Origin of the sequence: Paraburkholderia sp. JHI869, from assembly GCF_038900775.1 — a bacterium.
GTDB lineage: Bacteria > Pseudomonadota > Gammaproteobacteria > Burkholderiales > Burkholderiaceae > Paraburkholderia.
Genome location: NZ_JAYMSC010000016.1, coordinates 121,067 through 136,529 on the forward strand (window position 1 = coordinate 121,067; position 15,463 = coordinate 136,529).

At 61.2% G+C, this 15,463-nt stretch carries 15 protein-coding genes and 1 pseudogene; 12 read left to right on the top strand and 4 right to left on the bottom strand.

Annotated elements, in window-relative coordinates:
* A complete protein-coding gene (locus tag VSR72_RS25455) occupies positions 1 to 1,374 on the top strand; it encodes an LLM class flavin-dependent oxidoreductase (RefSeq protein WP_342955116.1) in 1,374 nt (457 codons plus the stop codon).
* Positions 1,375 to 1,409: 35 nt separating this feature from the next.
* On the opposite strand, the gene VSR72_RS25460 is transcribed toward VSR72_RS25455, so the two are convergent.
* On the bottom strand, positions 1,410 to 2,441 hold the full coding sequence (locus VSR72_RS25460) for an alpha/beta fold hydrolase (protein ID WP_342955117.1): 1,032 nt from the start codon (positions 2,439 to 2,441) through the stop codon (positions 1,410 to 1,412).
* Between the two features lie 95 nt (positions 2,442 to 2,536).
* Here VSR72_RS25460 and VSR72_RS25465 point away from each other — a divergent pair, with 95 nt between their 5' ends.
* The 3 genes from VSR72_RS25465 to VSR72_RS25475 all read left to right on the top strand — a co-directional run bounded on the left by VSR72_RS25465 (position 2,537) and on the right by VSR72_RS25475 (position 4,936).
* Positions 2,537 to 3,457: a LysR substrate-binding domain-containing protein gene (locus tag VSR72_RS25465; protein ID WP_342955118.1), complete on the top strand. Its 921-nt coding sequence runs from the start codon at positions 2,537 to 2,539 to the stop codon at positions 3,455 to 3,457.
* Between the two features lie 112 nt (positions 3,458 to 3,569).
* Positions 3,570 to 4,799 (top strand): MFS transporter, encoded by a 1,230-nt coding sequence (locus tag VSR72_RS25470; protein ID WP_342955119.1) that lies wholly within the window; start codon positions 3,570 to 3,572, stop codon positions 4,797 to 4,799.
* A gap of 14 nt (positions 4,800 to 4,813) precedes the next feature.
* A complete protein-coding gene (locus VSR72_RS25475; protein WP_342955120.1) occupies positions 4,814 to 4,936 on the top strand; it encodes a hypothetical protein in 123 nt (40 codons plus the stop codon).
* A 19-nt stretch (positions 4,937 to 4,955) separates the two neighbouring features.
* On the opposite strand, the pseudogene VSR72_RS25480 reads toward VSR72_RS25475, so the two are convergent.
* Positions 4,956 to 5,503, bottom strand: a pseudogene (locus VSR72_RS25480) (isochorismatase family protein).
* Positions 5,504 to 5,624: 121 nt separating this feature from the next.
* On the opposite strand from VSR72_RS25480, the gene VSR72_RS25485 reads away from it, so the two are divergent.
* Both VSR72_RS25485 and VSR72_RS25490 read left to right on the top strand, forming a co-directional pair.
* Positions 5,625 to 5,891 carry a hypothetical protein gene (locus VSR72_RS25485; RefSeq protein ID WP_342955121.1) on the top strand — a complete coding sequence of 89 codons (267 nt, stop codon included), beginning with the start codon at positions 5,625 to 5,627 and terminating at the stop codon, positions 5,889 to 5,891.
* 525 nt (positions 5,892 to 6,416) lie between these two features.
* Positions 6,417 to 6,590 carry a hypothetical protein gene (locus VSR72_RS25490; protein WP_342955122.1) on the top strand — a complete coding sequence of 58 codons (174 nt, stop codon included), beginning with the start codon at positions 6,417 to 6,419 and terminating at the stop codon, positions 6,588 to 6,590.
* 64 nt (positions 6,591 to 6,654) lie between these two features.
* Here the strand turns inward: VSR72_RS25490 and VSR72_RS25495 are convergent, their stop codons facing one another.
* Both VSR72_RS25495 and VSR72_RS25500 read right to left on the bottom strand, forming a co-directional pair.
* Positions 6,655 to 7,278, bottom strand: a complete 624-nt coding sequence (locus VSR72_RS25495) for an ABC transporter ATP-binding protein (RefSeq protein ID WP_342955123.1) — start codon at positions 7,276 to 7,278, stop codon at positions 6,655 to 6,657.
* Positions 7,279 to 7,289: 11 nt separating this feature from the next.
* Positions 7,290 to 8,492, bottom strand: a complete 1,203-nt coding sequence (locus tag VSR72_RS25500) for a hypothetical protein (protein WP_342955124.1) — start codon at positions 8,490 to 8,492, stop codon at positions 7,290 to 7,292.
* 187 nt (positions 8,493 to 8,679) lie between these two features.
* Between VSR72_RS25500 and VSR72_RS25505 the strand changes: the two genes are divergently transcribed.
* From VSR72_RS25505 to VSR72_RS25530, 6 genes are all read left to right on the top strand, one after another.
* Positions 8,680 to 8,868, top strand: coding sequence for a hypothetical protein (locus VSR72_RS25505; RefSeq protein WP_342955125.1), 189 nt, complete (start codon positions 8,680 to 8,682; stop codon positions 8,866 to 8,868).
* Positions 8,869 to 9,149: 281 nt separating this feature from the next.
* Positions 9,150 to 9,959 (top strand): AraC family transcriptional regulator, encoded by an 810-nt coding sequence (locus VSR72_RS25510; RefSeq protein WP_342955126.1) that lies wholly within the window; start codon positions 9,150 to 9,152, stop codon positions 9,957 to 9,959.
* A gap of 122 nt (positions 9,960 to 10,081) precedes the next feature.
* Complete coding sequence (locus VSR72_RS25515; RefSeq protein ID WP_342955127.1) at positions 10,082 to 11,008, top strand: pyridoxal-phosphate dependent enzyme; 927 nt, start codon at positions 10,082 to 10,084, stop codon at positions 11,006 to 11,008.
* 199 nt (positions 11,009 to 11,207) lie between these two features.
* Positions 11,208 to 11,924 carry a pentapeptide repeat-containing protein gene (locus tag VSR72_RS25520; protein ID WP_342955128.1) on the top strand — a complete coding sequence of 239 codons (717 nt, stop codon included), beginning with the start codon at positions 11,208 to 11,210 and terminating at the stop codon, positions 11,922 to 11,924.
* Positions 11,925 to 12,029: 105 nt separating this feature from the next.
* A complete protein-coding gene (locus VSR72_RS25525) occupies positions 12,030 to 13,703 on the top strand; it encodes an alkaline phosphatase family protein (RefSeq protein WP_342955129.1) in 1,674 nt (557 codons plus the stop codon).
* A 581-nt stretch (positions 13,704 to 14,284) separates the two neighbouring features.
* Complete coding sequence (locus tag VSR72_RS25530) at positions 14,285 to 14,686, top strand: hypothetical protein (protein ID WP_342955130.1); 402 nt, start codon at positions 14,285 to 14,287, stop codon at positions 14,684 to 14,686.
* Positions 14,687 to 15,463 lie beyond the last annotated feature (777 nt).

Sequence of the window (15,463 nt, forward strand, 5' to 3'; positions counted from 1 at the left end):
ATGAGCGCAGCACCACGACGCCCTGGCCAATTGAGTCTCGGCGCCTTCCTGATGGAGACCGGCCACCATATCGCCGCGTGGCGTCACCCCGACGCGCACGCAGCCGCCGGCCTCGATTTCGCACATTACACGGAGCTGGCGCAAACGGCCGAGCGCGCCAAATTCGACGCCATCTTTTTCGCCGATAGCGTGAGCGTGCGCGACACGCACCTGCCTTCGCTCTCGCGCACCGCGCGCGCCGATCATTTCGAGCCGATCACGCTGCTCTCCGCGCTATCGGTGGTCACGAAACACATCGGGCTCATCGCTACGGTGTCGACGTCATTCAACGAACCCTATAACGTGGCCCGCAAATTCGCCTCGCTCGACTATCTGAGCGGCGGGCGTTCGGGCTGGAATCTCGTGACTTCGAGCACCGAAACCGAAGCGCACAACTTCAGCTTCGACAAGCATCTCGATCACGCCGTGCGCTACGAGCGCGCGAAAGAGTTCTACGACGTGGTCTCCGGCCTTTGGGACAGCTGGGAAGATGACGCTTTCATCCGCGACAAGGCGAGCGGCATCTACTTTGACCCCGAGAAACTGCACACGCTGGACTATCGCGGCAAGCACTTCAAGGTGCGTGGACCGCTGAACGTCGCGCGTTCCCCGCAAGGCTGGCCCGTCGTGGTGCAGGCGGGCGCGTCGGAAGCTGGCAGGGAGCTCGCGGCGCAAACCGCCGAAGTGATTTTCGTCGCGCATCAAACGCTCGATGAAGCAAAGCAGTTCTATCGCGACGTTAAGGGGCGGCTCGCGCGTTACGGCCGCCGCCCCGAGCATCTCAAGATCATGCCGGGCATTTTCCCCGTGATCGGGCGCACACAGGAAGAAGCGCAGGAGAAGTTCGACGCATTGCAGTCGTTGATCCATCCAAGCGTGGGACTTCAACTGCTCTCGAACATGTCGGGCGGCCTCGACCGCTCGCAGTATCCCGTGGATGGCCCCGTACCCGACCTGCCGGAAACCAATGGCGGGAAAAGCCGCCAGCGCTTGCTGCTCGATCTCGCGCGGCGCGACAATCTCACGATACGCGATCTCTATCTGCGCATTGCGGGCGCGCGCGGGCATCAGCAGGTAATCGGCACGCCCCAAAGCATTGCCGACCAGCTACAGCAATGGTACGAGGAAGAAGGCGCCGACGGCTTCAATATCATGTCGCCATGGCTGCCGGGCGGTCTCAACGAATTCGTGCAGTACGTGGTGCCCGAATTGCAGCGCCGTGGGCTTTTTCGCACGGAATATACCGGGCGTACTTTGCGCGAGCATCTTGGCCTGCCCCGACCCGAGAACCGCTTCGCCTCGCAAAAGGAAGACGCATTGCGCGTCGCCTCCTGATGCGGTTCGTCGACACGCACCGAGACTGCGCAACCCTATTTGCGCGTGCCAATCGGCGTGGCGACGGGCATTGCGTTCCTGCGCGAATCGCTCTCGACTTCGGCGTGGCTGGAACTCGGGTGCGGAGTCGCCAGGCTCGGCGCGATGGCGTTGCCATCGGTCAGCCAATGCAGCGCGACGGGCCACAGGCTGCGCTCGAACCGCGAGTGAAAGAATGCGAAGTGTCCGATGCTCCGCTCGCCCACCAAGGCCGGCGCGATGCGCACGTGAATCGAGTCGCTATGTGTGAAGTATCGCAGCGTGCGTTCGATTGCCCGGATCGTGCCGAATGGATCATCTGAAAAGCTGACGGCGAGGATCGGCGCATGCATTTTGCCAAAGCGAGCGACAATCTGCGCGCACTGTGCTGGCGTGCGCGCGAGCGGCCCTGTGCGTAGCGTATCTTCAAAGCGGGCGCGGCTGCGGCTCCAGTTGTTCACGACGCCGCGCGGCGTGTCCTCCATCCATCCAAACCACGATGCGGGGAAATAGCCCTTCAGGCAGGTCAAAACGGGCATGACGACATGCCATTTCCAGAGCATGAGCGGCATGCTGCGCGGCGCGTAATCGCGCCAATATGCGTACTGTGTGCCGACGGTGAATACGCGGCGAACGAGATGATTCGACGGCGCAAGCCCGATCAGGAAACCGCCAATGCTATGCCCCACCACGTCGATCGACTGCCCGGGGAACGTGCTTCGCGCGTAGCGCAGCACGGCTTCGAAATCACGCTCGCCCCACTCCAGCCAGCTCGCATCGAGCGTTGCGAGTTCGACGGACTGCGAACCGCCGATGCCACGGTAGTCGTAGACCAGCACGTCGAAACCCTGCTGATGCAGCCACGCCCCAAAGCGGAAATAGTAATGGCAGCGCACGGACGTGGCCGGATTGACGATGACGACCGGACGCGCCTCGTCCGCGTCAAACCTCGCGTGGTGGCGCCACACATAAGCGCGGAGCGTAAAGCCATCGGCGGCGGTGACAGCGACGGCAAGAGGACGCGCCTCGCGTGAATCGGCTGATTGCATGAACGGGCTCCACGAGGAAACTGGAGCCTCGATTTCACTTGACCTCGCCCGCCGCATCAATCAATCTTTGCGCAGTCTTCGCATGAGGAACGCGCATGTCAGTGCCGCTCGTGAAACTCCCTTCCCTCGACCTCATTCGCGGTTTCGTTGCCGTGGGCCGGCGCATGAGCATCACGCTCGCCGCCGACGACCTGTGCGTGACGCAATCCGCCGTGAGCCGCCAGATCGCCGCGCTCGAAGAGGCGCTGGGCGTGCGCCTTTTCAACCGTGGCTATCGTTCGATCACGCTCACGCCGGAGGGCGAGCGCCTGCTGCGCGTTTCGGACAGCGCGGTGCAGCAGATGCAGGAAATCGTCGGCGCGCTGGCCACGCCCCAAACTCGCCAGCCCGTGACGATCACCGCCAGCATCGGCATTGCCGGCCTGTGGCTGCTGCCGCGTATCGGCGAGCTGCAGCGCCTGCTTCCCGAAATCGATCTGCGCCTCGCGACGTCCGAGAAGGTGCTCGACTTGCGCGCCGAGAGCATCGATCTCGCGTTGCGCTACGCGCCCGCGCGCATCGCTGCGCAAACAGCGGATCGCGCGGTGCACCTGTATGACGAATACGTATTGCCGGTGGCGCATCCTTCGCTGAACGTGAAGAAGCTCGACGCCGCCACGCTCGCGCGCCACGTGCTGCTCGAATTCGACGGCGTGCGCCGCCCGATGCTGCGCTGGGCAGATCATCTGGGCGCGCGCGGCCTCGACAGCGCGCCTCAACGCGGCGTGCTGCGTTTCAACCAGTACGATCAGGTCATCCAGGCCGCCATTGCCGGCCGCGGCATCGCACTCGGTCGCCTCGCGCTCGTTCAGCCACTGCTTGCCGACGGCAGGCTCGCCGCCATCGGCAAGGCGCGCGCCGTGGGCCCGACTGGCTACGCTTACTGGCTGCATCGGGCCGACGAAACCCCGCGCGATGACGTGCGCGCCGTCATCGACTGGATCGTCGAACAGGCTCGCCAAAGCCCGATCGCATGATCATTACTCATGCGAAGCGTGCCAAAAACTCGCTTGAGCCGAATCGCCTCTGCGCGCTCTACTAGGCGCAACGCTGCGCAACAGCGAAGCGCCCAGTGCGAGGAGGCGAACGATGACCGGAATGGACGATGCATGGCGCCGCCGCTGGCTGCTCGTGATTGCGGGCGGCGTAGTGATGGGCGCGGCCCTCGGCGTGCGCAACGTGCAAGGGCTTTTTCTGCTGCCCGTCACGCTGGACCGCGGCTGGCCGCGCGAGACGTTCGGCCTTGCGCTCGCGCTGCAAAACCTGCTGTGGGGCGTTGCACAGCCGCTCACGGGCATGATCTCCGACCGCTTCGGCTCTGCGCGTGTGATCTTCGCGGGCGCCCTGCTCTATGCGCTTGGCCTCGCGATGATGGCGCTGAGCGCGACGCCCGGTGTCTACACGTTCGGCGTGGGCGTGGTGCTCGGCGTTGCGCTGTCCGGGACGGCGTTCGGCGCGGTCTATGGCGCGCTCTCGCGGCTCTTTCCCGCCGATCAGCGTAGCTGGGCGCTGAGCGTGGCGGGCATGTTCGGCGGCCTTGGCCAGTTCTGCGTAGTGCCGCTCACGCAAGGAATGATCGGCAGATTCGGCTGGGTCACGGCCATTCTCGTGCTCGCGGCCGTCATGCTCGCAAGCGCCCCGCTCGCGGCATGGCTGCACGATCGGCCGGTGGCGCGCAGCGGCGCGATGGATTCGCACGAGACATTGCGCCGCGCGATGGGGGAAGCGTTTGCGCATCGTGGGTTCTGGCTGCTCAATCTGGGCTTTTTGTCGTGCGGCTTCCAGCTCGCGTTCATCGGTGCGCACCTGCCCGCTTATTTGCTCGACAAAGGCATGAGCGCGCGCGAAGCGAGTCTCGCGCTCGCGCTGATCGCGCTGGCCAACACCGCGGGCACGTTTCTATGCGGTTACGCGGGAGGCTTCCTGCGGCGCAAGTATCTGCTCTCGGGTATCTACTTCGCACGGGCCGGCGTGATGGCGCTGTTCGTCACGCTGCCTCTCTCGCCCCTCACGCTTTATGTGTTCGCATTCGCGATGGGATTCATGTGGCTCGGCACCGTGCCCCTGACAAGCGGGATCGTTTCGCAAATGTTCGGCGTGCGTTATATCTCGACGCTCTTCGGCTTTGTGTTTCTTGGGCATCAGATCGGGAGCTTCTTTGGCGTGTGGCTCGGCGGCATGGTGTTCGATGCAACGCATAGCTACAGCCTGCTCTGGCAAGGATCGATTGCGCTCGGCATCATCGCAGGCGTGATGCACTTGCCGATCGACGACGAGCGGGTGGCGCCGCGCGTCATGATCGCAGGCCAGCCTTCGTGAGCGAGGCGTCGACCATGCGCATCGTGCATGTGACGCTGACCGCTTCATTCGTCGTGCTTATTGCATGGACGCTCGTCGAGTATCTCTCGCCGTCTACGATGCTTGCCTTGCTCACTGGCGCCGCATTTTGCCGATGATCGAGCAAGGTCTCGCCGGTTATTTGATCAATTGCAGTATGTCGCGGAACCGCGGGTGCTCGCTGGAACGCAACCATTCGAACGCGACCATCTCGAGAACGCGACCATCTCGACCGTCGCCACATCGGCGCCCGCTTTGTTGAGCCGCGAAATCGCCGCTTCTCTGTCGACGATTTTGCGCGAACCGACTGCATCGACAACGAGAGTGACCGATAGCCCGCGATCCAGCAATCCGCTCACCGTTTGCAGTACGCAGACATGCGCCTCGCATCCCGCGACAATAACTCGGGTTCTCCCGCGAGGCAGTGCGTCGATCAAACCATCGGCAGTAGCGTCGAAATGGTGCTTTGCAACAGTGATCGAGCACAGGGCTTTTATCTCCCTCACGCTCTCGCCGAGTGCGCCTGGATTTTGCTCTGTCCCGATAACGGGAACATCAAGTCCCCGAGCGATGCGCCCGAGCCGAACGGCCTGAGCGACAACAGAGGCCCCTTCGTAAATCGCAGGCATCAGTCTCGTTTGCAAGTCGATCAGAACTACGATCGATTCGGAAGGGCTCTGTAGCATCGCGAATCCTTGTGAGAAATTGCGCTGCGCAAAATAACACCTGTCAGGGATATTACTAAGTATGCGACAAATGGTCGCCGTGCGACTCTATATCCCAATGCCATTCCCTATGGAGCCAGGCATGCAAGCAGAGACGCTAAAGAAAGCAAGAGCCGCCACTTTTCTCACCCGGTCGGCGTTGTGTCTGATGCTGTTGCCAGTTGCCTGTCTTGTCTGGGCACTCCAGGCGTATCCGCCACAAGACGCCTTGTGGCTTTGCTTCTCGCTGGCCATCTACATCTGGCCTTTCGCCGGAGTCCTCTTCGTGATCTCAGCAGGATTTCACGTCGGCAGCCACGGTCGCCGACTCGAAAAGGACGCCGGATTCCGCGAGGCGCATGGGCACTAACTAGCCCGCGCGTTGTTCTGCCGAACAGTCCGCAGTCGATGCTCGAATAGAAGCCTGCTGGAAACAGCAGGCTTCTGAGGTACGGCTGGCCGTTTGGCAGGACTGTCGACCTGGTTGGTTAGCAAACCTTATCGATTCCTCGATTCCGCTATGGCGGAGCGGGTTGACGTATGCGTCGTCCATCGCCACTGCTGCTCCAGCACAATGGCCTGCGCGACGAGCGCGGTTTCGGCTAGTAGCCGAGGGCTGTGCGATTCTCTTTCCCTCCATGATCGTTCACGAGGAACTGCGCGCGTGAGATCGAGCAGATCCGTCATCGCGACAATTAGATCCTTCGTTATCCAAACGAATGAGGTAAAACTCCGCGCCACTCGTGTTCCCTATCGTCAGACATGACGGCAATCGGCGGCGTCAGGCGCGCAATATGCTCCGACGCAATGTGCCCTGAGACGGGCCTGCTGATCGCGCTTTCGTCGATGGCGCGCTGTGCACTCCGCCATCGACGAAATGACAAGGAGACGAACGATGACCCTGCTCATCTACCTGGTCGGATGGATCATTTTTATTGGCGGCGTGGCGTGGGCATTGGTGGCGCTGCATGTTCCGCAGCACACCATCGAGATCGTGGCGGTGATCCTGCTCGGCGTCGCGGTGATCACGGGCGCCACGCGCGCGCGTAATCGCGATCGGTCATCGTAGCTGTAGAGCGGCGGCTCGATCACCACTCGGCAGACTGCTTCACGTGATCGAGCGAGTCTGCATCTCACACGGCCATACCTAGATCGGCAAAAGACGTGACTTTTGCCTCGCAAGCTCGCGCGAGCTGCAAATCGTGACTCGAAAAGAACACTGCGCTGTCTTTGGCCAGATTCTTGAATAGATCGACGAGAACAGCGCGCGCAGCCGCGTCGAGCCCGTTGCCCGGCTCGTCCGCGATCACGACGGCGGGCTCGCCCAACAGGGTCGCCGTCAGGAAGATTTTCTTGCGGGTGCCGAGCGACATCTGCTCGAAGCGCTTCTCCAGATGCGGTGCGAGGCCGAAGCGGTGCGCGAGATCGAGCGTGCGGGCGTCGACGCCGACCTTCTTTGTCGACGCCACGAGTTCGAGAAACGCCTGGCCCGTTTGGAACGGATACGCCATGCAGTCGTCGGGCACGTAGGCCAAGGCCGATTTCGCCTCGATCGGGGCCATACGCAGCGAATGTCCGTCGAGCCACACCTCCCCTTCGTCGGCGTCGATCGCGCCGGCAAGGATGCCGAGCAACGTGGATTTGCCGCTGCCGTTTTCATCGCATAGGGCGACGCATCCCGCGCCGCATGCGTAATTCAGCGCCTGGAAGATAACGCGTTCGCCAAAGCGTTTGGTGAGGTTTTCGAATCGAAGCATGGTGGAAAGAATCAAACAAATAGTTGCCAGGCGGCAGCGACCCAGATCGCGGCCAGCAGCGTGCCAAGCAAAACGGATTGTCGGGGCGCGTAACGTTGCGGCAGATACAGCCCCGCAAGCAGCGGCGCGCCCGCTCCCAGCAGAGCCGCAGCCGACCACAGCGACAAAACACCGTGCGCGACCAGCAGCAGCGGCGCGAGGCATGCAAACGGCAGCGTCAGCGCGACGACGGTCAGGATATCGGCACGCGGCTGCGCCACCGCCGCAACCGGCAGCGATCGCATGAAGGGCGCGGCACGCAGGTGAGCCGCGCGCAAATCGCGATAGGTCGTAGCGGCGATCAGCGCAATCGCGGCCTGCGCAATCAACGTCAGAGGCACTGCGCGCGCGTCGAAATTCCAGAGGCCGAACAGAAAGCATGTCGAGGCTGTGACGGAGCCCATGACCAGGTAACGCGCGAAGACGCCTGCGCCCCGATCCCGCACGATGCCGATCTGCAGCCTGGCCACAGGCGAAAGTCTGGGCGCCCCATTGACGCGCACGCAACCCATGAAGCGCTGTGTGAGCGCGCCAGGCCATCCTGAGCGTGAAGGCGACGCCGCCGGTGTGCGGGCGATCGCGAACGCTGCGAGCAGTAATGGCATGACCAGCAGCGCCAGCCTGATCGCGTCACCCGATTCTAATGCGCCGACGAGGACGACATTCGCCGCGATCAACGGAATCGCGTTGCGCGCGCTGCGCGACAGCGCTGTCAATTGCCAACCAAGCACAATCAGCAGCAGATCGAGAACGAACAGATAGTTCGCGGTCTTCTGTGGCAGAAAAGCGAGCGCGACCGCGGCGGCGCCCACAGGCAGAAGCAGCGGCGTACTTGCGACGAGCACGACCGCAATATCGACTACGCGGCGGCGGCCAATGGGGGCAGGCAACGACGCGAGGAAAGTCGCGAACGGACCACCGGTAATGGCGGTACGTTGCGCGAGTACCCACACCATGGCGACGGCTTCGAGCATGTGCACCCAGACGAACCGCCATTCGACGCCATGCGAGGGCGCGAGCCCAGCGAGTACCGGCGCACCCAGAACCTGGGCCTGGGCAAATACGGGCATCGCTGGCAGCAACAGCGGCACCGAGAGCAACAGCGACTGCCAATGTCTGCGCAACGTGCGCGACGTCGCGAGGGCATACCACCGCAGTCGGCAAGACAGCATCATTTATCCGGCTTCCCTCTTTATGCAGTCGCGAAAACGTTCAGTGAACAGACCCGATATCGTGCCACGTCGGCTGCGACGCAACAACCGCGAGAGCCTTTCGTCGGCACTCGCACATCGAATATTTAAAATAACCGACGCTCAACTTTCATATTTATGATAAACGGAGCTTTCAGGACCGGCCGATGAATTGCCCTTCGGCGCCGGCTCGCCTGTCAGCCCTTCCGTGGTTTCCGGCGACACCATCGCGCGTGCGGTCATCCAGCCGTTACCCGTGCTTCCCGACGATTTGCGCGAGTATGCGTATCAGGCAATCGCGCTAGCCCGCTTCACCATTCATCCGGACGGTTCGGTCGACGTCGCGCTGCGAACGCAGTGAAGCGCTGGATGATTCGCATTGCATTAGCAGTATTGGGATTCGTTGTTCTCGCAACTTAATTTGGCAGCGGCTACGAAGCGTTGCAACGGCACCAGACCGAAATGAATTTCCCCGCGCCTGGTGAAACGTAATGCGGAAAAACCGGTAGCCCGCCCACTCCCCAGAAATGCCAACCACACTGTGCGCTGACTTATACTCGTTTTCCACACCAGAAAAGGCCTTAGCGCTCCAGTCTGGTGCGGCCCCTTAACCTTGGCGCAAAAGCGACTGCGTGATTTGAAATGAGCGATGGCGTGGAGTACAAACGGCTCGCCGACCTTCCGGGACTGGTGCTTGGCGTTGGGCGTTTCAAGGAGTTCAGTTTCGAGCGGCATTACCATCTCGACTATCACGTCGGAATCGTGACTGAAGGCATTCAGCGCCAATGCGTGAACGGCGACGTCATATTGCTCGGGCCCGGCCGCATTTCCTTGATGCCGCCCGGCGAGATCCATGACGGAGCCGGGGAAAGCGGCAATGCCTATACGCTGAAGACATTCAGGCTCTCCCGCGACCTGCTGCAAGACGTCGCGATCGAGCTCACGGACTCCGCTCGCGAACCCGAGTTGAAAGGCGCGACGATCGACGACCCAACGCAAGCCGCGCAATTGGCACGGCTTCACGAAGCGATGCGAGCGTCGCCGGACGCTTGCGCGCTGTCCGTGCAGTCGGAATGGCTGTCCCTGCTGTATTTCCTGTTTCACCGGTCCGGAGCCACCGAGCCGATGGCCGTTAAAGGGACGCTCTCTCCAATGCATCGGCAACGGCTCAAAGACTATTGCCTGTTCCATTTGTCCGAGAAAATCACGCTCGACGAGTTGGCGACCTTGTGCGGTCTGGGGCGTTTTCATTTCCTGCGTCGATTCAAGCAGACCGTCGGCATGACGCCTCATGCGTGGCTGCTTCGCCTGCGCCTGGAGCACGCTTGCGCCTTGCTGGCGCGCGGCAAGCAAACCATTGCCGAAGTCGCCCAGGGCGTCGGATTTTACGACCAAAGCCATTTCAACCGGGCGTTCCGTCACGCGTTCGGCGTGGCCCCGTCCGCCTACTGAGCGCATGGGCGCATGCTCGCCCGGCGCGTCAATTTTTTACAAGCCAGCCTTGCCCTTCCCCATTAGGATCGACAGACGTTCCGCAACTGCTGTTCCGATCGCAAACCTGGAAGCCCATCGCAATGAATCTGCACTTTGAAACCCCGTTGATGGAATCGCGCGCCTTGAGCGACCTCAGCGAACAGTCCGTGTGGCTCAAGCTCGACGCCTTGCAGCCATGTGGATCGTTCAAGATCCGGGGCATTGGCCATGCTTGCGCCGTCCATCAGAGCCGGGGCGCGCAGCGTTTCGTTTCCTCCTCCGGAGGGAATGCGGGTCTTGCCGTTGCCTATGCGGGTCGGCGCCTGGGCATTCCTGTTGTCGTGGTGGTGCCGGAAACGACGACGGAGCGCGCCAAAGAACTGCTCCGCCTGGAACGTGCGGAGGTCGTGGTGCATGGCAGTTCCTGGCAAGAGGCGAACCAGTTCGCGCAGACACTGCTGGGGCCGACGGATGCCTTTCTGCATCCCTTCGACGATCCACTGCTGTGGCACGGACATGCGTCGATGATCGACGAGGTTGCCAAAGCCGGGTTCAAGCCGGATGCCGTCTTGCTCTCCGTCGGCGGTGGTGGGCTGCTTTGCGGCGTGGTGGAAGGCCTGCAGCGCAATCATTGGCACGATGTGCCGGTGCTGGCTGTCGAAACCGAGGGCGCCGCTTCCCTCCATGCCGCGATCGAGGCGGGTCATACGGTGGAGTTGCCGCGCATCGCCAGCGTCGCCACATCACTCGGCGCCAAGCGGGTATGCGAGCAGGCACTGCGCTGCGTACGCGAACACCCTGTACACAGCCTTGTCGTGCCGGACTCCAGCGCACTCGCGGCGTGCGAGCGTTTTCTCGCGGATCACCGCATTCTGGTCGAGCCGGCTTGCGGCGCGGCGCTGTCTGTCGTGTACGAGAAGAATCCGATGTTGGCCAGTTACAGGAAGATATTGGTTGTCGTATGCGGCGGCGCAACGGCTACCATCGACCAGATCCGCGCGTGGGCAGACCAGCCAGATTGCCGGTGACCTTGTGCGCGTCATGGCGGAAACGATAAAATCCTTTCCGCCGAAAATAGAGTGGCAGGTTGGTATCTCCTGCGCCCACCGGGTTCCAGATGCGGTTGGGTTCTAGTTTTGCCGCGGCGTCAACCTTACTTTCACCAAGTTGAGGGGACGCGCTGTGGACAGGACGCTGCGCGCCCCTCCAGATGAGGAGTCTGTCCAGATGCGCAGCAACACACAAGAGCCGTCAAACACAGAAGGCGCGCGGTTCAGCGGATTGACCTGCGAGCGCGAAGCGCTAACCCGCCTGCTTCGAGAATGCGGCGACGAACCGACGTTCGAACATTGCGATTTCAGCGGTGAAGATCTTTCCCATCTCGATCTCCGGGCGGCCCGATTCACGCAGTGCAACTTCGAGCACACGCTCCTCGCGCACTGCGAACTCGCCAGGACCCGCTGGTTGGCGTGCAAGTGCGCGGCTGCAAAATTTCGCTACGCCAACGCGAGCGACGCGCGTTTCTGCCGAAGCGATCTGAACAATACCGATTGGACCGGCTCGAAACTCGCCTCCGCGGCGTTCACCGAAGTCAAGCTCACGGGGGCCCGCTTTGTCGACGCCCGCACGCTCGGGCTCAGCTTTCACGATTCACTGCTCGTTGGCGCAGACCTGAAGGGACTCTCGTTTCGCAAACAAACCCTTGAGGCGCTGAATTTCTCCGACGCGGATCTGTCCGACTGCGACTTTCGTGACGCCGTATTCGAAGGCGGCAGTCTTCGTAACGCACAGTTACGAAATAGTCGCTTCGACGGCGCGGACCTACGTTCTGTAGACCTAAGCGGCTTGCGGCTCTCGGACGTGATGCAGCATCTCAAAGGCACGATACTCTCCGTCGATCAGGCCGTGATGCTGGTGGGAGACTGCGGAGTGCGCGTAATGTAATACCGCGGTGGCCGGCACGAGCTGGCCTTTGCTCGCGGCGCCACGGCAACACCGGGCAGGAACTCCCATTGCGCCACGAGGAAACGCAACCGACCAGGAGTCCCCATGCATTGGCGTCATCTAGCGCTTGGCTCGCTCGCCGCTGCGGTTTTCGCATTCCCTGTTGCATGGGGTGCGAGTGACGATCCGCACGCGAACCGCCCGAACGATCTTCGTACCGCCACGCCGATCAAGCATCTGGTCGTGATCTACGGCGAGAATGTGTCGTTCGATCACTACTTCGCGACCTATCCGCATGCGGAAAATCCTGCCGGCGAACCGGCGTTCAACGCACTGCCCGGCACGCCCAGGGTAAACGGCCTCTCAGGCGCCCTCCTCTCGAGAAATCCGAATGCCACGAATCCGGCCAATGGCGCGGGCGCGTCGAATCCGTTCCGTATCGACCGCACACGGGCCGCGACCGCCGACCAGGATCACGCGTACGCAGCTGAACAGCAAGCGTACGACAAAGGCGCAGCCGATCTCTTCCCGAAGTATACGGGGCAGGGGAAGAGCAACGAGGCCGGAGAATCCGCGAATAGCGGCGACGTGATGGGCTATTTCGACGGCAACACGGTCACCGCGCTATGGAACTACGCGCAGCGATTCGCGATGAGCGACAACGCCTGGACGTCGACCTACGGCCCCTCGACGCCCGGCGCACTGGAAGTGGTCTCGGGGCAAACCAACGGCGTGAGGACGGTGCTGACGACGAAGCAGCCTTCGGTCCCGGGTTCGTATTACGTGAACGATGGGCAGGGCGGCTTCACGCTGATCGACGATGTCGATCCTGCCTTCGACACATGCTCGAGCAAGCGCGATACGGTAATGATGACCGGCAGGAATATCGGCGATCTACTCAACGCGCGCAACATTACGTGGGGCGGCTTCATGGGCGGCTTCAACCTGGAGACGGTGAACAGCAATGGCACGACCGCGTGCAGGCGCAGCACGCTATCGGCGGTCGTCGGCGCGGCGCCGGCGGACTATGTTCCACACCACAACTGGTTCCAGTACTACGCGTCGACATCGAACCCGAAGCATTTGCGCCCGAGTTCAATGGAAGCGATCGGACATTCCGTGGGAAGAGATGGCCGGACCCCGGACCCTGCCAATCATCAGTACGATTCCGACGATTTCTTTAACGCAGTGAACGCCGGCAACTTTCCTTCAGTGAGTTTCATCAAGGCCCCCGCCTTTCAGGATGGTCACGCAGGCTATTCAGATCCGCTCGACGAGCAGGCCTTCGTCGCGCAGGTCGTCAATTTCCTGCAGCGCCAGCCTGACTGGACCCGCACCGCCGTTATCGTGACGTGGGACGACTCCGATGGCTGGTACGACCACGCTTACGCGCTACCAACAAGCGCCTCATACGATTCGGTTGCCGACCGCCTCAATGGTCAGGGTAAATGCGGTACGGGCTCCGCGCAGGAAGGTGTCAACGGCAAGCCCGTGAACGGCCGCTGCGGCCCTGGCGCACGCATTCCGTTTCTCCTTATCTCGCCTTGGGCGAAGGAGAATTTTGTGGATCATACGTTGATCGACCAGTCGTCGGTCATTCGCTTCATCGAAGACAACTGGCTCGACTCAGAGCGTATTGGCGGCGGGTCGTTCGACAGCAAGGCAGGCAGCATCATGGGCATGTTCGATTTCAGCCAGCGTGATGAAGACCTCGCTCAACGCAAGCTGTTCCTCGATCCTCCGACAGGGCTGCGAGTCGACAGACCTCCGAAGGCCTAGCGCAAGGCAGTGCGGCATTATAGAGATCGTTATTACCGTTTTGATTTCGATTCAAGGTCAGGGTTTACGATGCAATGAGCACCATTTCTACACTCTATGCTTGTAGATATGTCAACGCATCTTTCTTCAGAACATCCATTTGTAAAGGCGTTTGATAGGACAATATCGTTGATTTGGAATCCAAATCTATCTCACCTTCATTTTCCGAACCACTCGTTTATTGCCCAGAAGCACCGCAGAGCGATATAAGACCGTGAATGCGGTTACGTCCACAGAAATCACGGCGCTATGTATCAAATTAATAACGCCCTCGTCTTTACAGAACCCCTTGCAGAATCTGTTGGCGCCCGAGAGGGTACAACGTTTGCATAACAAGCAACGCGCGTTGACGTGAACGCCGATAGCCAGATGACCGCCAGAAACCCAGACGGCTTCAGGCGTCGCGCAACGCGATGTCGGACATTTGTATGAGCGGGGGCTCTTCTATGTCGAACAGACACGAGACCTCTCCTGCGGATACAGGAGAAGTCCTGGTATTGGTGGGCGCTGCCTTCGCTGTGCTTGGCGGCTGGCTCGTCGCAATGGGTTCTACTCCCTACTACGTCGTCACCGGCCTCGCACTGATCGGCTCAGGCACCCTCATGGTACGAAGCCGCTCGGCAGGCGTCTGGAGCGTCTTCCTTACGCTCGTAGCGGCACTCGTATGGTCGATATCCGAAGTCGGGCGCGACGGCTGGAAGCCCATGCCGCGCCTGCTTTTGCTCGCCTTGCTGGGCATCTGGTTCTACCTCAACATCGGCGTCGGCAATTCGGCAATCGCCAAGCCGCTGCGCATCGTGGCTAGCGTCGCGGCGATCGTCTATGCGCTCACCATCGTCGGCATGTTCTCGCCCAAAGTGCCCATGTCGGTGGCGCAACACCTTCGCTACATGCCGCTATCGCCTGCACACAACGGCAGCGCGTCGGCAGATCAAGGCAATTAACGCCCCGAGGCTGTTCCTGAGAACGATTTGAGAATTGATTTCGTTTCAATGCTTCGCCGTAGTCGGACGAGTGAGGAACAGCGGTTGCTCAAACGCAGGCTCGCAGGTCACAGAGGTCAGCCATCGTGCTCATACAATTTCCAGATGAAGATGCCTTTTACTACTCAAGCGGCACGATCCGGTATCACGCGGTCGTCGACGGCAAATTGGTCACATGCGAGATTTCTCCGGAGGCCCTTGAGGAATATTTTCGCGCGCGCGCTGGGCGCACCGGCCTGTTGGCTGCCTTCGCAACACATAGGCAGGAGATCGAATCAATCACAAGACAAATTCTGCCGTACCGCCTGGCTGCCGGACGCTGCCAGCTCTTCTTGCGCGACTGCGTGTGCAAGCCTGGCAAGACCGAAGCGGACATCAGACAAAACCGGGCAATTGAGGGCGTTGCGCAACGTGACGAGACGCCAATAACTAGTGCGCACATGCCCGCTCTCGGGTACATACTAGAGCCTGGAAGTGCGTTGACGTGAGGACGCAATTTTCGATGAAAGGCCTGCGCATGCGGGAGCCAATGAGTCCTTGACGCACCGCAGTGCGATCGAAGGCACGCCATATGCGCAGGTTCTGGATTGCATCGCAGCAGCTCACCGCTGCAGACTGCTTTTACCGTACGCGCCGGCTCAATTAAATACGACGAAAAACGCCTTGCGTACGTGGCACGGAGGCGGTTGAGGATTCTGCTCCAGACTGCCCTTCTCACGAATTCATCAGCGGGATGGC